Origin of the sequence: Paenibacillus sp. FSL L8-0470, assembly GCF_038008625.1 — a bacterium.
In the GTDB taxonomy this organism is placed as follows: domain Bacteria; phylum Bacillota; class Bacilli; order Paenibacillales; family Paenibacillaceae; genus Paenibacillus_AQ.
Window position 1 is genome coordinate 606,592 of record NZ_JBBOZM010000001.1, and the last position, 21,804, is coordinate 628,395.

The 21,804-nt window shown below is 52.0% G+C and carries 19 protein-coding genes and 2 pseudogenes; 15 read left to right on the forward strand and 6 right to left on the reverse strand.

The features are described 5' to 3' along the window. Positions 1–7: 7 nt before the first annotated feature. Entirely contained in the window at positions 8–487 is a 480-nt protein-coding gene (locus NST99_RS02825) for a GAF domain-containing protein (RefSeq protein WP_076112815.1), read from the reverse strand. A gap of 237 nt (positions 488–724) precedes the next feature. On the opposite strand from NST99_RS02825, the gene NST99_RS02830 reads away from it, so the two are divergent. The 3 genes from NST99_RS02830 (at position 725) to NST99_RS02840 (ending at position 3,360) form a co-directional block, all read left to right on the forward strand. Continuing rightward, positions 725–1,024: a hypothetical protein gene (locus NST99_RS02830; RefSeq protein ID WP_038585534.1), complete on the forward strand. Its 300-nt coding sequence runs from the start codon at positions 725–727 to the stop codon at positions 1,022–1,024. Positions 1,025–1,298: 274 nt separating this feature from the next. After that, positions 1,299–1,826 carry a GNAT family N-acetyltransferase gene (locus NST99_RS02835; RefSeq protein ID WP_341089602.1) on the forward strand — a complete coding sequence of 176 codons (528 nt, stop codon included), beginning with the start codon at positions 1,299–1,301 and terminating at the stop codon, positions 1,824–1,826. Between the two features lie 25 nt (positions 1,827–1,851). After that, positions 1,852–3,360 carry an MDR family MFS transporter gene (locus NST99_RS02840; protein ID WP_445744942.1) on the forward strand — a complete coding sequence of 503 codons (1,509 nt, stop codon included), beginning with the start codon at positions 1,852–1,854 and terminating at the stop codon, positions 3,358–3,360. Positions 3,361–3,506: 146 nt separating this feature from the next. On the opposite strand, the gene NST99_RS02845 is transcribed toward NST99_RS02840, so the two are convergent. Further along, entirely contained in the window at positions 3,507–3,974 is a 468-nt protein-coding gene (locus tag NST99_RS02845) for a MarR family winged helix-turn-helix transcriptional regulator (RefSeq protein ID WP_038585538.1), read from the reverse strand. A gap of 537 nt (positions 3,975–4,511) precedes the next feature. On the opposite strand from NST99_RS02845, the gene NST99_RS02850 reads away from it, so the two are divergent. Continuing rightward, positions 4,512–5,279: an ABC transporter ATP-binding protein gene (locus NST99_RS02850; RefSeq protein ID WP_341089604.1), complete on the forward strand. Its 768-nt coding sequence runs from the start codon at positions 4,512–4,514 to the stop codon at positions 5,277–5,279. Further along, positions 5,258–6,568: an ABC transporter permease gene (locus NST99_RS02855; RefSeq protein ID WP_341089605.1), complete on the forward strand. Its 1,311-nt coding sequence runs from the start codon at positions 5,258–5,260 to the stop codon at positions 6,566–6,568. The genes NST99_RS02850 and NST99_RS02855 overlap by 22 nt, the downstream gene beginning before the upstream one ends. Before the next feature lie 127 nt (positions 6,569–6,695). On the opposite strand, the gene NST99_RS02860 is transcribed toward NST99_RS02855, so the two are convergent. Then, the gene (locus tag NST99_RS02860) at positions 6,696–7,958 is read right to left on the reverse strand and encodes a BaiN/RdsA family NAD(P)/FAD-dependent oxidoreductase (RefSeq protein ID WP_341089607.1); all 1,263 of its coding nucleotides are present in this window, start codon (positions 7,956–7,958) and stop codon (positions 6,696–6,698) included. 641 nt (positions 7,959–8,599) lie between these two features. On the opposite strand from NST99_RS02860, the gene NST99_RS02865 reads away from it, so the two are divergent. From NST99_RS02865 to nadE, 3 genes are all read left to right on the forward strand, one after another. Further along, on the forward strand, positions 8,600–9,865 hold the full coding sequence (locus NST99_RS02865; protein WP_341089609.1) for a two-component system sensor histidine kinase NtrB: 1,266 nt from the start codon (positions 8,600–8,602) through the stop codon (positions 9,863–9,865). 159 nt (positions 9,866–10,024) lie between these two features. Continuing rightward, positions 10,025–10,459: a BrxA/BrxB family bacilliredoxin gene (locus NST99_RS02870; protein ID WP_038585544.1), complete on the forward strand. Its 435-nt coding sequence runs from the start codon at positions 10,025–10,027 to the stop codon at positions 10,457–10,459. 146 nt (positions 10,460–10,605) lie between these two features. After that, on the forward strand, positions 10,606–11,415 hold the full coding sequence (nadE, locus tag NST99_RS02875; RefSeq protein ID WP_341089610.1) for an ammonia-dependent NAD(+) synthetase: 810 nt from the start codon (positions 10,606–10,608) through the stop codon (positions 11,413–11,415). 92 nt (positions 11,416–11,507) lie between these two features. Here nadE and NST99_RS02880 read toward each other — a convergent pair whose 3' ends face one another. Continuing rightward, a complete protein-coding gene (locus NST99_RS02880) occupies positions 11,508–12,326 on the reverse strand; it encodes an alpha/beta hydrolase family protein (RefSeq protein ID WP_341089611.1) in 819 nt (272 codons plus the stop codon). A 268-nt stretch (positions 12,327–12,594) separates the two neighbouring features. On the opposite strand from NST99_RS02880, the gene acpS reads away from it, so the two are divergent. Then, complete coding sequence (gene acpS / locus NST99_RS02885; RefSeq protein WP_341089613.1) at positions 12,595–12,987, forward strand: holo-ACP synthase; 393 nt, start codon at positions 12,595–12,597, stop codon at positions 12,985–12,987. A gap of 108 nt (positions 12,988–13,095) precedes the next feature. Next, positions 13,096–14,112 (forward strand): annotated as a pseudogene (mutY, locus tag NST99_RS02890) (A/G-specific adenine glycosylase); the annotation flags it as partial. Positions 14,113–15,122: 1,010 nt separating this feature from the next. Here mutY and NST99_RS02895 read toward each other — a convergent pair. Beyond that, positions 15,123–15,731, reverse strand: a complete 609-nt coding sequence (locus NST99_RS02895; protein ID WP_341089615.1) for a superoxide dismutase — start codon at positions 15,729–15,731, stop codon at positions 15,123–15,125. 597 nt (positions 15,732–16,328) lie between these two features. Between NST99_RS02895 and NST99_RS02900 the strand changes: the two genes are divergently transcribed. From NST99_RS02900 to folE, 5 genes and pseudogenes are all read left to right on the forward strand, one after another. Then, positions 16,329–16,748 carry a GNAT family N-acetyltransferase gene (locus NST99_RS02900; RefSeq protein ID WP_076112803.1) on the forward strand — a complete coding sequence of 140 codons (420 nt, stop codon included), beginning with the start codon at positions 16,329–16,331 and terminating at the stop codon, positions 16,746–16,748. 181 nt (positions 16,749–16,929) lie between these two features. Further along, positions 16,930–17,547, forward strand: a complete 618-nt coding sequence (gene lepB, locus NST99_RS02905; RefSeq protein WP_341089616.1) for a signal peptidase I — start codon at positions 16,930–16,932, stop codon at positions 17,545–17,547. A gap of 18 nt (positions 17,548–17,565) precedes the next feature. Continuing rightward, positions 17,566–19,333, forward strand: a pseudogene (gene queG / locus NST99_RS02910) (tRNA epoxyqueuosine(34) reductase QueG). A 103-nt stretch (positions 19,334–19,436) separates the two neighbouring features. Continuing rightward, entirely contained in the window at positions 19,437–19,688 is a 252-nt protein-coding gene (locus tag NST99_RS02920) for a YneF family protein (protein ID WP_341089619.1), read from the forward strand. 50 nt (positions 19,689–19,738) lie between these two features. Further along, a complete protein-coding gene (folE, locus tag NST99_RS02925) occupies positions 19,739–20,332 on the forward strand; it encodes a GTP cyclohydrolase I FolE (protein WP_341089620.1) in 594 nt (197 codons plus the stop codon). Positions 20,333–20,478: 146 nt separating this feature from the next. Here the strand turns inward: folE and NST99_RS02930 are convergent, their stop codons facing one another. Continuing rightward, the gene (locus NST99_RS02930) at positions 20,479–21,654 is read right to left on the reverse strand and encodes a Fe-Mn family superoxide dismutase (protein WP_341097534.1); all 1,176 of its coding nucleotides are present in this window, start codon (positions 21,652–21,654) and stop codon (positions 20,479–20,481) included. Positions 21,655–21,804: the final 150 nt, after the last annotated feature.

A 21,804-nucleotide genomic window follows, 5' to 3' on the forward strand; every position in this document is an offset into this window, starting at 1 on the left:
GGGAAAATTAGATTACGTCCGAAACCATAGCCGCGAACCGCTCCAGGAAGCGGCGTTCCTCATCATCGAAGCGGTGCTTGAGCGGGCTGTCGATATCCAGCACACCCAGCAGCCGGTCCTCCTTAATCAGCGGCACGACGATTTCGCTGTTCGAAGCGGCATCGCAGGCAATATGTCCCGGGAAGGCATGCACATCATCCACGACGAGTGTCCGGCGCTCGCTTGCGGCCGTTCCGCATACTCCGCGGCCCAGTGGAATGCGGATACAGGCAGGCAGTCCCTGAAAGGGTCCAAGCACAAGCTCCTTGCCGTCAAATAAATAGAAACCGGCCCAATTGGTATCCGGTAGAGAGAACTTAAGCAGTGCCGAGGCATTCGCCAGATTGGCAACGGCATTTGGCTCCCCTTCCATCAGCGCTCCCAGCTGGGATAGAACCGCTTCAAAACGCTCGCTGCGCGTTCCGTCGTAGGGCATAGCCTGAAACATGAAGCATCACCTTCCTGTACCTTGAGTCAGTATGAATCCATAACTGTAACTAACAACATAGTACAGCAACGTTCAATACGTCAAGCATTACCGGATTTATGCAGATTGCAGAGCTTACCCCCTTACCGTAACAGTCCCTCGTGTTTCCACAAGCCATCACTAGGGTAATGCTTTTATAAGAATAAGCAGTGATTGAATTTACTAAAACTGGAGGCTTTTGGCCGGAAGGAGTGGAATATGCGCGCCGATGTACAGAACTTGTTCGTAGGGATTCATATGCTTTATTTTGCACATGAGAGGGACCTTACAGTATCAGAAATGCAGCCGGAACTCGAGAATCTGGGATACCGGGTGGCGGAACGTGAAGTGAAGCAGGAACTGGAGCGGCTCTCTCAGGAGAACTTCCTGACTGCCCATGGCGAGGGATTCAGCATTACCGGGACGGGGATTGAAGAATTCAAGGCGATCCAGGAAAAGCTTCAGGTTCTCTGCACCGAGGTGCTTAAGCCGGTCAAGGCAGCAGGGGCCTCAGGTTAATCCTGAAGATTATGCCCATTTCCACTATACAACGGCATGAGCGAACCTTATGCACAAAAACAAACGTCTGCATCAGGGTGGGACCAAGCCGCCCTGATAAAGGCGTTTTTCAAACGGTTTCTCACTGAAACGGTACCGTCCCGGTTAAGGACAGTACCGTTTCTATGTGTGTGAAATTTATGTTTCTATTCAGGACATCCTTACATATGTTGTATACTTATAAGGTTGGAAGGGGACGAGAGCGTTGTACGTGTGCAATGGGATGGTACCGGCTTTGAGCGGAGAAAGAGTGGAATTGCGTGTTATGACCGAAGATCATGCCGCCGCATTATATGACCTCTGGTGTCATCCTGAGGTGGCGCTCTGGCTGGACATGCCCCCTCTGTCTTCGGCTGCTGATGCAGAGCATCTGATTGGATTACTGCGGCAGATGGCGCGGGAAGAAGCGAGTCTGCGCTGGAGCATCATAGGACCGGAGGGTGACGTAATCGGCAGCTGCGGCTATAACTACTGGCAGCTGCCGGGAGCGTACCGGGGGGAAATCGGCTGTGAGCTGTCACCGTCCCATTGGGGGCAGGGATATATGCAGGAAGCGCTGGAGCTTGTAATGGATTTCGGCTTCGGCACCATGGGGCTGAACCGGATTGAAGTATTATGCCATCCGGACAATGTCCGGGCGCAGAGGCTGTTTTCAGCACTGGGCTTCCGGGAGGAAGGGCTGTTGCGGGAATACCGTCATACGTCCTCAGGCTTTCAGGACGTTATTCTGTATGCGCTGCTGCGCAGTGAGGCTAGACGCTAATATATAGTGAGAGGATTTGGATTCATTGAAGTCTCCAGGAGAAACAGAACGCAAGCTTATTTTGATAGGGGTGCTGCTGGCTACATTTTTGGCTGCAATTGAAGGGACAGTAACCGGGCCTGCCGGACCGGCGATTGTTGGGGATTTTCAGGGGATGCAGTGGCTGAGCTGGATATTTACCGCCTATCTGCTGGCCATGGCGGTCACGACCCCGATATTTGGCAAGCTGAGCGATCTGATTGGCCGCAAGCCTGTATTCATCGGTGGAGCTGTGGTATTCTTGCTTGGCTCGCTGCTGTGCGGCATATCGCAGAGCATGGAACAGCTTATTATATTCCGCGGCATCCAAGGAATCGGAGCGGGAGCACTGATTCCGATGACCTTTACGATAATCGGTGACATCTACAGCATTAAAGAACGGGCAAAGACACAGGGGCTGCTGAGTTCGGTATGGGGGATCTCCTCTCTGGTTGGACCGCTGCTCGGCGGCTATGTTGTAGATTACTTAAGCTGGCGCTGGGTGTTTGTGTTTAATCTGCCTTTTGGCCTGTTATCTATTATATTTATTTCCCGCTATCTGAAGGAAGAACGGGTAAGACGCAAGACGAAGATTGATGTAGCCGGTGTGCTGCTGTTCGCGGCAGGGATGGGGGCTCTGCTCTTCGGACTGACGACAGGAGGGCAGAATCTGCCCTGGACGTCTCCGCTCCTGCTGGCGATATTGGGGGCGGCAATTCTGCTGCTGATAGTATTTCTGTTTGTGGAGCGCCGTGCTCCTGAACCGATGCTGCCGCTCACGCTGTTCTCTGTTCGTAATATTGCTGTATCCACCGGGGCCAATCTGCTGGTCAGTACCTTGATCATTGGCTTGTCCACCTATGTACCGCTGTGGGTACAAGGAGTGTTCGGAAAAAGTGCTGCCCTCTCAGGCCTGCTGCTCGCTCCGATGTCTGTAGGCTGGATGCTGGGCTCCATTGCCGGAGGACGGATGATCCTGCGCTCCGGCTCCCGCCGGACGGGCATGCTTGGTCTGGCGCTGATTTCCATAGGGGCCATCGGCCTTGCGTTTATGAACGGGGATTCCTCACAATTGCTGCTTCTATGTCTTATGCTGTTCTGCGGAGTCGGGTTTGGCTATGCCTCTACCGTCTTTACCATTATCGCCCAGTCCTCTGTGGAGCATGAGCAGCGCGGGGCCTCAACGGCACTCAATACGTTTACCCGTTCACTCGGGCAGACGGTTGGGGTGGCAATTTTCGGTTCCTGGCTGAACCTTACGATTGACAGACGGCTGGCGGAGCAGCCCGGCAGTGCAGTTACAGGGGATGACATCAATACACTACTTAATCCGCATGGCGGCAGCACACTGACCGGGGAGGCCTTGAGCAGTCTGCATGGTGCGCTGGAAGGCGGCCTGCATTCACTTTTTATTGTAATGGCGGTATTCGCAGTCTTGTCCCTGATTATTTCTTCAGGTCTGCGGAGTGGCGTTCCTTCCATTGCGGAGGAGAATCCGGCGCTTAAGAAGGCTTAGTGAATAACACTTGTGTCAGAACCCATCTATTGCTGCAACAAACTAGAAACGGCTGAGTCATCCTTAACAGGACGGCTCAGCCGTTTCTACTTGTTCTGGAGCTATTCTAAGAAGTGAATATATTCACAATCTTGTTGACCCGAACCCTATTTGCGCGGGAGCGGGGAGAGTTTCTCAGCCTGGAGACCCATCTTCTTCAAAAGAGTAATCATTTGTTCCTTTTCTTCATCACTCAGGCCACTGAAAGCGAGGTGCAGGCGCTCCGAATACTTCGGATACATTTCGTTCATCAGATGTTCGCCTTCCGAAGTCAGCTCGGCGAAAATAACCCGGCGGTCGTTTGCGCAAGGCTTACGCTGCAGGTAGCCGCGTTCCTCAAGCTTGTCGATCACGTAAGTAACATTGCCGCTCTGTAAGAGCAGTTTGGCACCGATCTGCTGAATGGGTTGCGGCCCCTTATAGTAGAGGACCTCCATAACAGCAAAAGCAGTAGGATTGAAACCTTCAATCTTGCTTCCGGTAACGGCATGCTCGTTGATGCTCTTGAAAGACTTGGCAAAAACCCGGTACAAATGCAATGTCAGTTGAGTATCGCGTTCATAGGATTGTATCATGCTTCTCCACCCTCTATCGTTAATCGTACGGGTTGCCCCGTACGGTACTAAATCACGGCTTGAATTGCACGGTTTAGCTGTGCAATGACTTGATATAGCTTTACAATACGTCAAACAATGGATCAAGAACATGTGATTTGTCACAATGAGCACACTTTTAATTATTAAAAATCAAACAATTTTTTTAGAGCACGCAAAAGGTGCATATTGAATTGGTTTTTTTGGTGTACATCTCCGGTGGGAGGGCATTTTCAGCCTCTGGCGCGGTGGAGATTTACTCCCGGGGATTGATGAACAAACCTTTGGCTTCCCTTACTATAAATTACAAAGAAGCAAAGATTAGCATGGGAAGTGTTGCCTGATCATAGTGCAATCTGGTGCAATCTGGGGGTCTTTCCTTAAGCCGGAGAAGTCTCTTTCTGCACTTCGGGGAAGTAATGTTTGATGATTCTTCCCATTTGTCCGTATAATGGATAAAAAAGAACGGTAAAAGCAGCCGGGACACTTGTGAATTGATACTTAGGAGATGGAAGCCGTATGAAAGAGACAGAGTTTGAAGATGATTCTGCAGAGGGGTTCAAAGCTGAGGGCGAATGGGAAGAGGAAGATATCGTGCTCGATGTTTCCATTGAGGAAGCCGGTTACGAAGCGGGCGACAAACGGATTTCAGATATTTCTTTCCAGGTGCGGCGCGGCCAGCTGCTGGGATTGATCGGACCAAACGGAGCAGGGAAAAGCACTACCATCAAGACGCTGCTCGGCTTGTTGAAATATGCCAAGGCTAAAGTGGTTATCGGCGGAGAGAGTCAATCGTATGCATACGTACCGGAACAGCCGGTATTTTACGAGGACCTGACACTGTGGGAGCATCTCGATTTGGCAGCCGCTGCCTACGGTTTGAGCTACGAGACTTTTGTGGCCACCGCCGAGAAGCTTCTGGTGCAGTTTGGTATGGGAAATGTGCGGGATGACCTGCCTGCAGGCTTCTCCAAAGGTATGAAGCAAAAGATGATGCTGATGCTTGGCTTCCTGGTCCAGCCTGACGTCTACATTGTGGACGAGCCGTTTATCGGGCTTGACCCCCGTGCCACGAAGGATTTCCTGCGTCTCCTGGAGGCCGAGCGGAAGCGCGGTGCGGGCGTTCTGATGTCCACGCATGTACTGGATACTGCGGAGAAAATCTGCGATAGCTTCGTGCTGATCTCCAGCGGGGAAGTAACAGCAACAGGCACTTTGGAGGAAATCCGCGACATTGCCGGATTGCCGGAGGGGTCGTTGTTTGATTGCTTCGACGAATTGACATGAGCAGTCAGGAACAGGCTGTTCTTAACCCTAAAACCTCCGGCAAAAAAGCCGGGTATGCGTTTCCTACGGCTCCGCAGCTGTTCCGGCGGCGCCTGATCTCCCATTGGCGTGAGCAATCGGCGATTATCCGCACGGCGGCCGACTGGACGGTCCTGCTCTACCTAGTTATTCCCGGCGGCCTGCTGGGCGGACGGTTCTATTTCGGGTTCTGGAGCGGGGAAATGCCAACATGGACGACCGCGACCCCCTTTATGCTGCTTCCGCTGCTGCTGGCGGCTCTAATTGCTACCGGAGGTATGGTGCTGCTGCTCCAGGAAGGGGATTCGTTGTTTCTCAGGCAGCGGCAAAACTGGATCAGAAGCATTATGCTGCGGGGGCTTCTGTATAGTCTTACCGTAACTGCCCTCAAGATGGCAGCGGTATTTGCTATTCTGCTGCCCTTCATCGTCCGGGGGTATGGACTCAGCGGGGCAGCTGCCGCATCGCTTCTTGCAATGACCATAACCTGCAGCTGGTGCGTCAAACTGCTGGGACACCTCGTTAAGGTACAACGCCAGGGCTTCCGCCGCTGGCTGTGGCTCATTCCGGCCGTGACCGTCCCCTGTGCCGCTTATGTCAGGGCTGCTATTTATTGGGACAGCCAGCCTCTGTTGCTGCTGGCCGCTGCCGCCGTATATGGTGCTGTGGTTGTATGGGCGATACGCTTCCGCTTACGGCTGCACGCAACCTTTATGAGCGATGTGCGGGAAGACTACAAGCAGCGAATGAGAATTGCCGGTTTATTGCTGCGGGGCGTGCTTGATAAACCGCGTCCCACACGCTATAAACCTTGGATTTTCCGCAAATCCGAGCCGCTCCTGGCTTCGAAGCAGCCGGAGAGCCGCTTCGCGGCGGCTGGCATTAAAGCACTTGTGCGCAATCCGGCACACCTGAAGCTCTATTTTGCGTTCACGGGCGTTTCTATGATAGCTATTTTTATCGTTCCAGGGGTTTTGAAATGGGGGTTGCTCATTATTCTGGCGTTATTAATGGCCTACTGGCTGACTTCTTTCTGGTTATTGTTTGCAGGGGACGACTATATCGGGATCCTGCCCTTTACCAAAGCTCAGAAAGCCGATGCCGGTTCCGCAGCAATACCGATTCTGCTAGTTCCATATACAGCAATCTGTTCTGGTGTGGTGTGCATTCCTTTGTATGGATGGTGGGGGCTGCTGCTGTTTATTCCACTCGGTTATTTAACCGGGGCTTTCATTGCCAGAATGTTCAGCACAATGCGGTTTCAGAGATAGCTGCCGCAGACCCGCTAAATACAAAACAGCGTTACTTGCCGATTTACGCAAGTAACGCTGTTTTTAATTAGAGGGGACGCTATTTGGGCGGGCTTTGTAGTCCTAGACGGTGGATGCCCCCTTGCTTCTAATGCTGTCCAGCTGCATGTTTGCCCGCTGTGTAACCTGTGGAGAAAGCAGCGGTAATATTGTAGCCGCCGGTATAGCCGTGAATATCCAGCACCTCACCGCAGAAATAAAGTCCCTGCATAAGCTTAGACTCCATCGTCTTGGGATCGATTTCCTTCAGATTGACACCTCCGCCGGTAACAAAAGCTTCAGCCAGAGACCGGGTGCCGTGAACATAGACCGGCATCCGTTTCAGAAGGGCGGCCAGCGCTTGCAAGGCGCTTTTGGGAAGATGATAGCCGGTGATGTCTCCGTCCACCCCGGCTTTGGCCAGCAGCAGCGGAATGAGGCGCTCCGGAATCAAACCTTTCAAGGAATTGCGGATGGCCTTCTTAGGCTCCAATTCCAGCTTGTTCTGCAGCTGGGACTCCACCTCCTGCGGGTGATGGTCGGGAAAAAGGTCAATGGACAGCTCAACTGTGTCCGTTCCGGATTTACGCTGGATCTGGCGCAGGAACTGGCTGCACCGCAGCGCAATCGGGCCGGACAGCCCGAAATGAGTGAAGATCATATCTCCCCGGTGGGAGATCACCCTCTTGCCTTTGGGATTCCAGACGCTCAGCGTCACATCCCGCAGGGACAACCCCTGAAGTTCCCCTGACTTGATCCATTCCTCCCTAGAAATAATGGGCACTTCCGTCGGGAACAGCTCCGTAATTGTATGTCCGGCGGTGATCGCCCAAGGATAGCCGTCGCCGGTTGAACCGGTCTGAGGCACTGATTTGCCTCCCGTGGCGATTACGACAGCGCCAGCCGCAACCCCCTTGCCTGATTTCAGGCGGATTCCTTCTACTTTACCGTCTCCGTACAGGACCTCCTGCACCGGGCTATCTGTCATAATCTGCACACCCAGGCTGCGAACTTTGCCGATTAGAGCGGAAACGACGCTGGAGGCCTTGTCCGACACGGGAAACATCCGCCCGTTGTCTTCCTCTTTCAGGGCGATGCCCAAATTTTCAAAGAAATCGACAATATCCCGATTATTAAAATGATCAAATGCGCTGTATAAAAAGCGGCCGTTGCCCGGGATATGGGCAATAAGCTCGGAGGTTTCCTTGACGTTGGTTACATTGCAGCGCCCGCCGCCCGAGATTCCCAGCTTCCGGCCCAGCTTAGCCCCTTTATCAATCAGTAATACGGAGGCGCCGTGCTCCGCAGCGGCCACGCTGGCCATCAGCCCGGAGGGGCCGCCCCCAATGACGATTACATCATAGTTGCTCATGAATCTGCTCCTTTACATGCTTAAGGTATAGCGAATTTCAGCATTTTCGGTATTCTACTAACGGCATCATACCATTCCGGCCGCGGTGTAGCCAGACCTGTGGAACCGGCTTGTGATTATCGTTGTCAGAAAAGCCCGGCTGTGCTTTAATCTAAGTGGAAAGGGTAATTTGTCCAACTTGGGGAGTGATTGCAATTTTAGATGCGGTAAAGGATATTTTATTGCAAATCTTATCTGCCAGTTCCTTTATATTTCTATTTCAATGGTGGCTGGATCAAAGCCACATTATACGCAGAAATCGGCAATTCCCGGATGATCAGGCTTTGCTGATGATTTGCTGTGCCATTAGCATTACCCTTTGCACCATTTTCTCAACAACATTATTCGGGGTTGTTTATTTGAATTTGGCTATATTACCCGCTTATATCGGTATATTATATGGGAATTTCCGCTCCGGGATAAGCCTGGCTGCTTTTTTTATGCTCTGCACGGCTCTGTTTTCGGTATCACATGGAATAGACAAATGGGTAATTAATACTGGGGTTCTTATGTATCCGCTATTGTTTGCCTTTGTCCGGCCGTTTAAGAAAGCAAAGATTGTCCAGAAGATAGGCAGGTTATGGGCTGTTTTAGCCCCCAGCATGCTCTTTATTGTGCTCGTACCCAAAATGTACGGCAAGAATACATATGAAACCCTTTCGGCAGATACCTTGCTGATCACGGTATATCTGTTTATTACTATCATGCTCGGCGGATTATTTATATTTTGTATCGAAACCGCTTGGGATAAGCTTCAATATAAGGAGCAGATGAAGGGGATCTCTGAGAAATTCAAGCTGGAATCAGAGAAGCTTCAGCAGATTACCGATGCAGTACAGCTGAATATTATGTCGATGGATGACAGCGGGTATGTGACAGAACTTAACGAATTTATGCTCAAGCTGATTCATCGCCATTATCCTGAACTGACAAGGGAGACTATAATGTCCCAACCTGCAGGCCAGCTTTTCAGAAAATATATTGACGAGCAGACCTATTCCCGGCTGGAGGACATCGTCCGCAGCAAACAGCGCACCAATGCCAAAATTACATGTGCAACGAGTACATATCAAATTTATACAGAGCCTCTGCTGCAGGATTCCGGAATTCCTGGCGGCGTTGTGATGATCGTTCAGGATCTGACCGAGGAGGCGAAGCTTCGCAGCGAGCTTGATAATGTAGAGCGGCTAACGCTGGTTGGACAGATGGCTGCAGGCATCACGCACGAGATCCGCAATCCCATGGCAGTCGTACGCGGATTTCTCCAGCTTATGAGAGAGAAGAGTCCGGGCGAGCTGGATTCATACTACCAGATCGTGATGGATGAGCTAGACCGGGCCAACGCTATCATCAATGACTTTCTGTCCCTGGCACAGACCCGTGTATCGGATAAAGAAATGGTGCAGCTTCATCTTATAGTAGAAGAGCTGAGTCCTTTGATCTGGGCAGATGCCAATCTCAGGGGCCAGAGCATTGAACTCCGGCTAAACCCGTCATTGCCTCTGCTGATGCTGAATGTCAGGGAGATTAAGCAGCTCGTCCTTAATCTGGCCCGCAACGGGATGGAGGCCATGGACCCGAAGGGGGTGTTGACCTTGGAGACACGTGTGAATGAGGATAGAGTTGAGCTGATGATTAAGGACACTGGAGGCGGAATTTCAACAAGCCAGATTGAGAATTTATTTGTCCCCTTTTTCACAACAAAAAATCATGGAACCGGGCTCGGGTTATCGCTTTGTCTGAGCATTGCCGAGCGGCATAACGGAAAGATCGCGGTTGAATCGCAGGAGGGCGTGGGCACAGTGTTCACCGTATCCTTTCCTTTTGAGAAGGAAGAAAGTGCAGCAACGACTAGGCTGCTGAAGTGAACATCCCTTGATAGAGGCACAAGTCACAGACGATGGGCTCCGCTGCAGCAGCAGGGCCCTCCTTGCTTTCACAGAGTATGCATGTATAATAAAGTTAGTAAGTGCTGCTGTAATGCAGCCTGACCAAACACTTTACAAGGCAAAGGAGAGTGCAGAGGAATGTCCATGTCATTTAATCAATATATGAGAGATTCAATTCAGCCTATGCGTGATGACCTGACAAGTATCGGGTTCCAGGAGTTGTTGACTCCAGAAGAGGTGGAAACCACTCTTCCAACCGCAAAGGGGACGTCGCTCGTTGTCGTCAATTCTGTATGCGGCTGTGCAGCCGGCCAATGCCGTCCTGGTGTAGCCCAAGCTTTGCAGAACGAAATTCTGCCGGATCATCTGTTCACCGTGTTCGCCGGACAGGAGAAGGAAGCCACTGCTAAAGCACGTGAATACTTCGCTCCATATCCTCCTTCTTCACCATCTATCGCTTTGATGAAGGATGGGGAGCTTGTGCATTTTATTGAGCGTCATGGGGTAGAAGACCGTTCAGCTGCCGAAATTGCTGCTGAATTGAAGGAAGTATTCAACCGTTTGTGCCAGTAATAGCGGTTAATTCATAGGATCTCGCGGTGGCCGGCAATCCGGCTGCTGCGGGATTTTTTCAAAACATAAGAATTTATATGCTTCATGCTATAAATTATGTTGAACTTGGGATGAACCATTCAAAGTGATGAAACGGGGTGTGGTTTGTGAGCTTGCAAGAAGAGATTATTGCTGCCCTCGGCGTAAAGCCGGCCATTGATGAAGAGGCAGAGGTACGGAGGCGTGTCGATTTCCTGAAAGCATATGTACGGCAGGCAGGAGCAAAAGGGCTGCTCATTGCGATCAGCGGCGGAGTCGACAGTGCGGTGGCAACAGGCCTGTGCAAACGGGCAACCGATGAGCTGACCGCAGAAGAAGGCAAGGAGTACATCACCCTTGGCGTATTCCAGCCTTACGGTGTTCAGGAGGATATCGAGCACAGCTACGCGGTGGCTGAAGCTTTTGAACTGACACATAAGGTTGAGACCAATATTGAGGAAGCTGTAAATGAGATCGCACTTGAGGTTGAACACAGCCTGAAAGCGCTGGGCCAGCACCGTCACATTACACATCAGGGCAAAGGCAATGTGAAGGCGAGAACCCGCATGGTTATGCAGTACGCACTCTCCTTCGAGAATAATCTGCTGGTAGTGGGAACGGATCATGCTTCCGAGGCCATTACCGGCTTTTACACCAAATGGGGCGATGGCGCAGTCGATATTACACCGCTGAGCTCGCTGAACAAGCGCCAGGTACGCCAGCTTGCAGCCTATCTGGGAGTACCAGCGGATATCGTGACCAAAGCACCGACGGCCGGCCTCTGGCCCGGACAGACGGATGAAACCGAGCTGGGTATTACGTATGATGACAACAGCGACTATCTGGAGGGCAAACAGGTCAGCACTGAGGTTGCCGGGAAACTGGAAGCTTATTACCGGAGAACGGCGCACAAGCGCAATGTAATACCGGGCATCTAGAAGGAGAATTTTATACACAAAACCGCCGGAGAATCTGTGTGCATACTCAGACTTTCCGGCGGTTTTGTGTGTAGTACTATATGATATGGCGGTTATCCGGCCAGTACGCTGCGGATGAATTGGCGGGTAGCGTCGATCGCCTGTTCCAGCTGCGGAGTGGTACCGGCAAAAGGATGAACACTGCCAAAGGTATGATTTCCCTCCGGAATTTGCACCCGCTCTATATCGGGCCGGAGGTTGACCAATTGCTCCGAGCCGCGGCGCAGCCGTTCGCTATCCTGGGTCCCTTGAACAAGGACAACGGGAAAAGCGGCGGTCTTCATTCGCTCCAGAAGATTGTAACGCTCGGCCTGCCGCTCCAGATCTTCAATAATGACGGCATCGAGCGGCATTTGCTGACCCGTGCGGCCATTGAGTACATGAGTCCGGCCGCTTTGTTTCATTTCGCGTTTTTGTTCATCTGTGAATAAATCCAGATCGGTGATTCCGTTCCAGGAGATGACTCCGGCAATCTCCTCCGGGTGGTCCAGTGCGTAAAGCAGACAATCGCCGCCGCCGCGGCTGTGACCCAGCAGGAATAAGGGCAGGCTGCCAAATTTATGATGCTGGCTGAGATAGGAGAGCAGAATCTCCATGTCTTTGATCTCGCGGTTATAGGTATTGCGGGCGAACTTCTCAAGCTCGGTGAAATTCTGCAGATCCTCACCGATTCCCGCATGGGAGAAATTGAAGGAGATCACTTCATGCTCCTGGCTGAGCGCGGCTGCTAGGTAGGGGAACATTCCCCAATCCTTAAAGCCCTTGTACCCGTGGGCAATAACAATCAAACTATTGGCTTTGCCTTGAGCTGGAAAATGTGAGCAGCGCAGGACGGCATCTTCTCCGGCAGGCAACTGAAAATTGCGGTTCATGGTCGATTCCCCTCTCTATAGCTTTCAGAGATTATTATGTCTTCTTAATGTAGAATTGAGATTCTGTGGTTAAGATTCATGATGAGGGAAGCAGCAGAATAGACTTCAGCAGTTTTTTCTTTTAAGATAGCAGAAAGAATCCGGGACAACTATAATCTATATGATTTACGGATAATGTATATGAAGATCATACCATTAACAAAGCTATTAAGGATAGCTATCAGATTGAAGCGGTTTATGACTGCACGTCCATAAGGAGCGTGGGATTTTGATATACGGGATCGGGCATGATGTGCTGGAAATCCAGCGGATTGAAGCATTAATGAATAAAGGATCTGGAGCGAAGTTTATCCGGCGCATCCTTACAGAGGCAGAGCTTGAGCTTCTGGAGCGGCGGGGCGGTAACGCTGCGGAGTTCATAGCCGGGCGGTTCGCGGCCAAGGAGGCGGTTGTGAAAGCGCTGGGCTGCGGCATCGGCCGGGAAGTGGGGTTTCAGGATATTCAGATCCTGCCGGATGTATATGGCAAACCGATCGTTACACTCTCGGAGGAGGCCTGGGAACGGCTCCGGCTGAAAGGCCGGGAGTACCTTATTCATCTTACCATTACCCACAGCCGTGAGCTGGCTTCGACCTTTGCGGTAATGGAACGGACGGTTTGAGCGGCAAGGAAGGCTGGAGCTTATAGTATGGGACTTGAATGAACTGACAGGCCGTAGCTCCACTGATGCCTGTGTGAAGTGAATATAAAGAATCAAGGAGAATAAATGATGACAACGCATGAACAACAGGAGCAGGCGCAGCAAGATACTAAGTTGTTTTTTAGCCGTAATTTGCTGGAATGGTACCATGGGCAGAAACGTGATTTGCCTTGGCGGCGCCATCGCAATCCGTATTATATCTGGATTTCGGAAATTATGCTGCAGCAGACGAGAGTCGATACGGTTATTCCGTATTTCAACCGCTTCATTGAGCGGTTTCCTACGGTGGAATCGCTTGCCGACGCACCGGAGGAGGATGTGCTGAAATGCTGGGAGGGTCTTGGTTACTATTCCCGTGCACGGAATCTTCAGCATGCCGCGCGGCAGGTGAAGGAACAATACGGCGGAATGGTTCCGAATGACCGCGATGCCGTATTCAGCCTTAAAGGGGTTGGCCCCTATACGGCAGGAGCTATTCTCAGCATTGCGTTCAACCGGCCTGAACCTGCGGTAGACGGAAATGTGATGCGGGTATTGTCCCGCTACTTTCTGATGGAGGATGACATCGCTAAGGGGCCGACGCGGGTGAAGATGGAGCGGCTGGCGGCGGAGCTGATCCCGGAGGGGGAGGCTTCGCATTTCAACCAGGCGCTAATGGAGCTCGGGGCGCTCGTCTGCACGCCGAAATCACCGCGGTGTCTGCCTTGCCCGGTGATGGAGCACTGTGCCGCGCGCCTGGCGGGCTGCGAGACGTCGCTGCCCGTCAAGACCAAGGCCAAGCCGCCGCGCCCCGAGGAGCGGCTGGCGGCCCTTGTTACGGGCCGCGGCGAGCACGCGGGCCGGGTGCTGATCCGGCAGCGGCCATCCAGCGGGCTGTTGGCCCGCATGTGGGAGCTGCCGCACTGGCCGGCGCCGCCTGCGGAGGGCTGCGCTTCCGCAGCGCTGCTGCCTGAGGCGGCAGCGCTGGACCGGCTGCGCCGGTCACTACGGCAGGCCGGGATCTTCGCCCGGCCTGAAGAGCACTGGATGGCTGCGGAACATACGTTCAGCCATATCGTGTGGACCCTGCAGGTGTACCGCTGCAGGGAAGAGGACGCCCCGGCGCTGCCGCTGGCGGCGGAGGGACGGGCGGCATACGCGGCTGGGAACGCGGCTGCCGCCGTGCCCACGGCTGGTAGCGAAGGGACCGCAGATGGCACGCAGGCTGGTGCTGCACCTGCTGATGGCCTGCAAGGCGGTGCTGTGTCTGTAAATGGCACACCAGGCACTACTGTGCCCACAGATGGCACACTAGGCGGCGGTGTGCCTGCTGATGGCACACCGAGTAGCGCTGCACCCGCAGATGGCACGCAAGCTGGTGCTGCACTGGCCTCAGGCATGCCGGCAGCCAGTGTTGTGCCCGCCATGGACACGCCAGATGCGTATGTGGTTGATCTCTTCTCCGCCGCGGACAGCCCGGTCGAGCAGTTCGCAGACGGCAGCGGAAATCCGGAGGATGCCGGAGCCGTGCGGTGGATCAACCGCGAGGACATGGCGAACTACGCCTTTCCGAACGTTTTTTTAAAGCTGCTTAACCATTATTTCGATGAGCTGGAAGCACAGAAACTGTAAGACCGGAGGAGATTGGTTTGATGAGGGGAATAGGGCTGAATAGGCTGGCGGAACGGGCGGTACGAAATGGTGTCCAAAGTCCGGGAAAGAATAGAATCTATTGCACGCTGTACAGCAGAATCTAGTGGAAAAGGCGTTTTTGGCGATAAATCCAGAAATCTGTTGTACAAAATACAGCAGAATGTCATTTATTGCTGAGCAATGAGCTCTACTGCAGAAAGTGCATTCACATATAAATGCCTGGCAGGAATCAGACATAAGCGCTACGAATCAAGTTCAGTCTAGATAACGGGCCTATCAATGAAAAACGGCTGCACTATGTCCAATCCGGACACGGCGCAGCCGTTTTCACATCTAGGGATAAGGTGTAAGCTGGACACCACATCCTGCGTACAGCAACGGCCCCGTCCTTAAAAAAGGACGGGGCCGTTTGAGTTATAGATTAGAGTAGGCTGAGCGAGGCGCGGCGATGTCGCCGCAGTTCCTTACTTCGCGCTTTCGTAACGCTTGCCGACTTCTTCCCAGTTTACTACATTCCAGAAGGCTTTGATGTAGTCAGGGCGTTTGTTTTGATAGTTCAGGTAGTAAGCATGCTCCCATACATCGAGGCCGAGGATCGGAGTAGCACCTTCACTGATTGGGTTGTCTTGGTTCGGTGTGCTTGTTACAGCAAGTTTGCCGTCCTTAACCACGAGCCAAGCCCAGCCGCTGCCGAAACGGGTAGTTGCTGCAGTAGCAAAATCTTCTTTGAATTTGTCGAATCCGCCCAGCTCGCTGTCAATCGCAGCTGCCAGTGCACCTGCAGGTGCGCCGCCGGCGTTTGGTCCGATGACTTCCCAGAACAGGGTATGGTTGGCGTGTCCGCCACCATTGTTGCGAACAGCAGTGCGGATGGCTTCAGGTACAGCGTTCAGGTCGGTGAGAAGCTCTTCGATGCTCTTGTTTTGAAGTTCAGGTGCTTTTTCCAGAGCGGCGTTCAGGTTCGTCACATAAGTATTATGGTGCCTGTCATGATGAATCTCCATCGTCAATGCGTCGATGTGCGGTTCAAGAGCGTTGTTCGGATAAGGAAGTGCCGGTAATTGAAATGCCATGGAAAAATCCCTCCTGAGTTTATTAGAATTGTATAGATAAAGAATTTTGGCAGTCTTGACGTCAAAACCCCTTATTTCCAATGCCTCTTATTGGTTATATCCGATAAGATACTTTTATTAAACCGTATCTGGAACAATAATGCAACATTAAACAAACATAAACGTTTAAAAAGTTGCGATCTAACAAACCTGACCGGAAGTGTAAATGCTGTGTTAAACTTATAGAATTCCGTGGAGACTCTACTTTTATACCTTAGAATTTACCTTTATAAAGAAAATATGTAAACATACTTCATGAAAACGCTTGATATTAAGCGCTTTCAAAAGAAAAATGGTGATATAACGGGAAAAGTGTGCTTTAATAGAGTCAAAAGCAGGTATTCCTCGGTTTTTGGAGATTAGAGAAGTTTCCGACTATTTTACATTAGGTTAATACTTCTTTGATCGCACGAAAAGCTGCTTGAAATGATGGATTCGACAACATTCTCGAAATTCATCCATTTTTGCTTTTCTGATGCCTTTTTTCCTCTTTATACTGTTACGGGAACTCCTTCTTTTTGTTAAATTCTAAGCCATAGAAAAGGGAGATTTTAAAGAATGCACGTTCGTTCCTTTCAATTAAGCGACGTTACCCCTGTGACTGAACTGCTGCAGAGCGCATTATCGGAAGAATGTTTTGAAAGCACGATCGAGCCCTTCTCCAGACAGCTTTCTTGGGATTCAGATCTCATTGTAGTTGCTGAGGATGAAGAAGAAATTGTTGGTGCGCTGATAGGTACAATCGAGAAGAACCACGGCTGTTATTTCCGAATTGCCGTCCATCCCGACTACCGCCGCAGAGGAATCGGCAGAAGTCTTGTAACGGCGATGGAACACAGATTTCAGGCGCGCAAGGTCAGCGGTATTTTCGTAGCCGTTGATGAGCACAATTCCTTTGCACTGCCGCTGTATGAAGCTATGGGATATGACGAGAATCAAATCTTCAAATCAGTACGGAAGCTCAGCATCGTTGGATAATGTCCTTTATCTTGGGTGCTGCGTAAGCGGAAACATTTACTAAATAGAGAACTATAGCGACTTGCATAGTCTGATCCATTATACTAAAGCATATCTCCCTGGAGTCCATTGCAAATGGCCGGGAGATATGCTTTTCTATTGTTATAGACTTGATCTACCAATCTGGGCAAGAAGGTGGCATATGGACCAGGAGCTTGAAGGGGAATTTATGCGAAGCCGCAAGCAAAGATACAGATCTGTCACACATCACGGCTCCAAACTGCAGCCGGGAAACAGATGGATTCTAGAACTGCGGGATTGGGTAATCACCGCGGCAATTGTATTTGGGTTCATGTCGCTTTTGAATATATTTATTTTCAACATATCTACTGTGGTCGGCCAGTCCATGCAGCCTACGCTGGTTGAGGGGGAGAAGCTGATCATTAACAAGATCACTTTGAGCTTTGCGAACCCGTCGCGGGGAGATGTTATTGTGCTGCATGATCCCAGCACCGGCCCGGACCGCAAGGAATATCTGGTGAAACGCGTCATTGGGGTACCCGGTGATTTCATAGAGGTACAGGGCCATAAACTGTATGTTAACGGAAAAATGGCCGATGAGCCGTATATTGATACGGAGATTCAGGATCCTGATTTTTCGGGGCTGACTGTTGAAAAGGGAAGCTATTTTGTGATGGGTGATAACCGGCATGCCGGAGCCAGCAAGGACAGCCGTTACTTTGGCACCGTCCCGCAGAAGAGTATTGTCGGCAAGGCAGTTTATATCTGGTGGCCGCTTTCCAAACTGAATTCATTATAAGAGAAGGTGAAGGCGGAAATGAACATTAAAACTCAGTCATCCTATGCTCCGCCGCCTTCCATATGGGAAGATCTCAAGGCGGAGATCAAGGCTGCCGCTCCGGCGCTGGGCATAGATGATATCGGTTTTGCGACAGCGGAGCCGTTTCTATATTTAAAAAACATCCTGCAGGATCACCGGGACAAGGGGTATGAATCCGGTTTTGAAGAGCCTGATTTGGATAAGCGGACTATTCCGGCACTTCCGTCCGGTGAGACGCCGCTATCCATTCTGGCGATTGCGGTGGCCTATCCTTCCAAGATGGAGAATCCGCCCAAATCTGAACCGGGTGCACGCCGGGGCATTCTGGCCCGGGCTTCCTGGGGCCAGGATTACCATCATGTGCTGCGTGAAGCGCTGGGGAAGCTGGAGGCTTTTATCCGTGAGCGTGTGCCGGATGCTGTGCTGGAGAGTATGGTGGATACAGGCGTGCTGGTAGACAGAGCTGTAGCGGAGCGGGCAGGAATCGGCTTCAGTGCCAAGAACTGTGCGATCATCTCTCCCAAGTGGGGGTCATGGATCTATCTTGGGGAAATGGTGACGAATATTCCGTTTCCCCCGGATGAACCCGTGGAGGAAGGCTGCGGAGATTGTACGAAATGTATTGACGCTTGTCCTACCGGGGCACTTGTTGGCCCGGGTCAGCTTAACGCCCAGGCCTGTATTTCCTATTTAACGCAGACCAAAGGGTTCTTAAGCGATGAGTATATGACCAAGATCGGCAACCGGCTGTATGGCTGCGACACCTGCCAGATTGTCTGCCCGATAAATCGCGGGAAGAACTGGAACCACCGTCCGGAGCTGCTGCCTGATCCGGAGATCGTCAAGCCGCTTTTGCTGCCGATTCTTGAGCTCAGCAATCGTGAGTTTAAAGAGAAATTCGGCAGCAGTTCGGCGGCCTGGCGTGGCAAAAAGCCGATCCAGCGCAATGCGATTATCGCGCTTGGCAATTTCAAAGAGGCTGGCGCTGTACCGAAGCTGACCGAAATTGTGCTGCGGGAGTCACGCCCGGAAATGCGCGGGACTGCGGCCTGGGCGCTTGGGCGCATTGGCGGCGGAGAGGCGCTGGCGGCTGTTGAAAAGGCACAGTTGGCTGAAGAGGACAACCAGGTCCGGGAGATGCTTGAACGGGCGCGGGAGAAGCTGCTGAAGCGGGAGGAGACGGAGAGTAATGAGCAAGCTGGCGGGGGGCAGTCTGGGAACTGAAACTGCTGTGTATTATAGTGAAATGGAATCGCCGATTGGCCCGCTGACCTTATGTGCAACAGAGGCGGGATTATGTCTTATAGAATTCGGGACATTTGCCGGGAGCCGGGAGAACCTGGAGAAATGGCTCAAGGTACGGATTGGAACCGTGATATTAATCGAAGATGAGTCCCGGCTGAAGCCGGCTATAGCACAGCTTGAGGCATATTTTACCGGAGGACTGCAGGACTTCACGCTGGCTCTGGATATGCGTGGCACGGCCTTCCAGCTTCAGGTATGGGAGGCGCTGCGCGGTATTCCCTACGGAGAGTCCGCTTCCTATAAGGATATTGCTGTGCGGATCGGCAATCCGCAGGCTGTGCGCGCTGTAGGCGGAGCTAATAACCGCAATCCTGTTCCGGTAATTGTACCGTGTCACCGGGTAATCGGTGCGGGAGGAACGCTGGTCGGCTACGCCGGTGGCCTTGCGATCAAGACCCGGCTGCTGCAGCTCGAAGCAGAGCACGCCCTCCCGGATGGCACCGGAACCTACCTCTTCTGACTCATGGGATTTACCAATTGCTGTCCAGTTCTTGAAATGCTATGATAGATTCGCATGCCCGCAGCGGGCGCTGCAGACAATTGAGTACAAAGGTGGATTCCAGATGGATATTGTATGGCCTATTATTACGCTTGTTGTTGGTCTGATCGGCGGATTCTTTATCGGCGTATATTATCTACGCAGACAAATGACAACGATGCAAAATGATCCGGAAATGCTGCAGAAGGTTGCGAAGCAAATGGGTTACAACCTGAACGGCAAGCAAATGCAGCGTGCACAGCAAATGATGAAGAACAATAATCAGCCTGGACGTGCTCCTGTTGCAAACAAAGGGCAGCGGCGCAAGGGCAAGTAACACGGTCCGGATAGATGAAGGTGTACGCGGGTGCGGAAGGGGGAGGTTTCATGGGGGGCATCAAGGAATACGTAAACGGCAAGGTCACGGTGAACCGCGAGCAGATCGAGTACCATGTTGAGAAGATATTGGAGTTAATCGGAGAGGACACCGGCCGCGAAGGGCTGTTGGAAACACCGGCACGGGTCACGCGGATGTACGAGGAGATATTTGGCGGTTATTCGATAGATCCCCGAGAGGCGCTAGGTGTAACTTTTGATGAATCTCACGAAGAGCTGGTCATTGTAAAGGATATCGTCTATTACAGCCAATGCGAGCATCACATGGCTCCTTTCTTCGGCAAAGTGCATATCGGCTACGTCCCAAGCGGGCGTATTGCCGGACTAAGCAAACTGGCCCGTCTCGTTGAAGCGGTTAGCCGCCGTCTGCAGGTGCAGGAGCGGATCACGACTCAAATTGCCGACATCATGACCGAGGTACTGAATCCTCATGGGGTTATGGTCGTCGTGGAAGGCGAGCATCTGTGCATGTGTGCCCGTGGGGTGAAGAAGCCCGGCAGCAAGACGGTGACCATGGCGACGAGAGGAAGCTTCCGTGAGGATGCTGCCGCACGCGCGGAGTTTTTGGCTTTGATCAAGGAATAAGATGATAGGGGAGATTCTCCCGGATTTGTACACATACAGAGCCCTGCTTTCACTTTAGATGAGAGCAGGGCTCTGTTTATTTATAAGTTGCCGTAACGCAATGGCAGTCCACGGGGCTTAGAACTTATTGGTTTTTTCCCGGAGTGTCAAAAGGGCTGCCAGACCAGCTTGCGGGCGGCGGCATAACGCTGTGAGACATAAGGCCAATTGACGACCTTCCACCAGTCTTGAATATAGGCGGCGCGGTTGTTCTGATGCTTGAGGTAATAGGCATGCTCCCACACATCCAGGGCGAGCAGCGGCACAACATCCCATTGCGACAAATTCTGGTGTTTCTCTGCAGTGAGAATTTCCAGTCTGCGGCTGCGCGGGCTCCAGACAAGAATAGCCCAGCCCCCGCCTTCAACCTTATTCGCTGCTTCGGTGAATTGCGTTTTAAAGGCATCATAGCTGCCGAAGCTGCGTTCAATGGCGTCCAGCAAGGCGCCGGTTGGACGTCCGCCGCCTTGTGGAGACATTACGTTCCAGAAGATGGTGTGAAGATAATGTCCGGCACCATTAAAAGCAAGCTCTCGTTCCCAATGTTTGACGAGATCGAAATCGTTGGTTTTGCGGGCCTCCGCCAGCTTGATTTCTGCTTTGTTCAGTCCGTCTACGTAGCTTTGGTGATGTTTGTCATGATGGATAGTCATGGTCTTCTCGTCGATATACGGTTCAAGCGCATTATAAGCATAAGGGAGCGGAGGCAGCTTATGCCCGCCTATAGGCACAGAACCGGGTTCACGGGTTTGGACTGCCGGGGCTGCAGGCCCAAACCCGTTGCCGCTGCCCTCTGCAGAAGCTACAGACGCATACTCCGCCGGGTCCGCTGCGCTATCCCGCATTAGAACCGAAACCTGTCCGGGCGTGCCCAGTCCCTCCAGAACAGCAAGGAAATACTCGGACTCGCGAATAATATGCAGCAGTACAATAGCCGCCAGCGGCTGGGCTTTCACCGCCTTGCTGCTTTCGCACAGTGCGTATAGCTGGCGGATGAACTCACGTGACTGGGAACAGACAGTCTGCAGCAGCAGCTCTGTTTGGGCAGCGAGCTCACGCTGTCCGGCAAATGCCGGAGTGAGCGAAGTTTCCAGCAGCCGCCGCGCGGCTTGCTCTGTGGCACCAAAGACAACAGCCCATTCATCGAGCAGTTTGACATAAGGCTCTTCCAATTGAGGCACAATTGCTTTGATGACTTCGGTATGCTCTTTCTCCTGGGTTTTCCAAAATACAGTTTCTTCGAGTATTCGTGCTGGCAGCAGCGGTCCGTATACATATAGCATTACATGCAGTCCCCCCGTCCGATTTCTTAAACGGTTCATTATATGAGCGGAAGCAGTGTCTTATGTGGCCTTGCCGGGAGAGAACATCTTTAAAGAGATCATTTGCAAAGCTGCAGACTGCAAAGGGTTGGCTGATTTCATGGGCTTTGC

Coding starts and splice junctions, on each gene's coding strand:
- lepB (WP_341089616.1), top strand. CDS start 16,930: ATGGACCAGGAGCTTGAAGGGGAATTTATGCGAAGCCGCAAGCAAAGA.
- NST99_RS02880 (WP_341089611.1), bottom strand. CDS start 12,326: ATGAACCGCAATTTTCAGTTGCCTGCCGGAGAAGATGCCGTCCTGCGC.
- NST99_RS02860 (WP_341089607.1), bottom strand. CDS start 7,958: ATGAGCAACTATGATGTAATCGTCATTGGGGGCGGCCCCTCCGGGCTG.
- NST99_RS02895 (WP_341089615.1), bottom strand. CDS start 15,731: ATGGCATTTCAATTACCGGCACTTCCTTATCCGAACAACGCTCTTGAA.
- NST99_RS02870 (WP_038585544.1), top strand. CDS start 10,025: ATGTCCATGTCATTTAATCAATATATGAGAGATTCAATTCAGCCTATG.
- NST99_RS02850 (WP_341089604.1), top strand. CDS start 4,512: ATGAAAGAGACAGAGTTTGAAGATGATTCTGCAGAGGGGTTCAAAGCT.
- NST99_RS02825 (WP_076112815.1), bottom strand. CDS start 487: ATGTTTCAGGCTATGCCCTACGACGGAACGCGCAGCGAGCGTTTTGAA.
- NST99_RS02830 (WP_038585534.1), top strand. CDS start 725: ATGCGCGCCGATGTACAGAACTTGTTCGTAGGGATTCATATGCTTTAT.
- NST99_RS02865 (WP_341089609.1), top strand. CDS start 8,600: ATGCTCTTTATTGTGCTCGTACCCAAAATGTACGGCAAGAATACATAT.
- NST99_RS02920 (WP_341089619.1), top strand. CDS start 19,437: ATGGATATTGTATGGCCTATTATTACGCTTGTTGTTGGTCTGATCGGC.
- NST99_RS02900 (WP_076112803.1), top strand. CDS start 16,329: ATGCACGTTCGTTCCTTTCAATTAAGCGACGTTACCCCTGTGACTGAA.
- NST99_RS02930 (WP_341097534.1), bottom strand. CDS start 21,654: ATGCTATATGTATACGGACCGCTGCTGCCAGCACGAATACTCGAAGAA.
- NST99_RS02845 (WP_038585538.1), bottom strand. CDS start 3,974: ATGATACAATCCTATGAACGCGATACTCAACTGACATTGCATTTGTAC.
- folE (WP_341089620.1), top strand. CDS start 19,739: ATGGGGGGCATCAAGGAATACGTAAACGGCAAGGTCACGGTGAACCGC.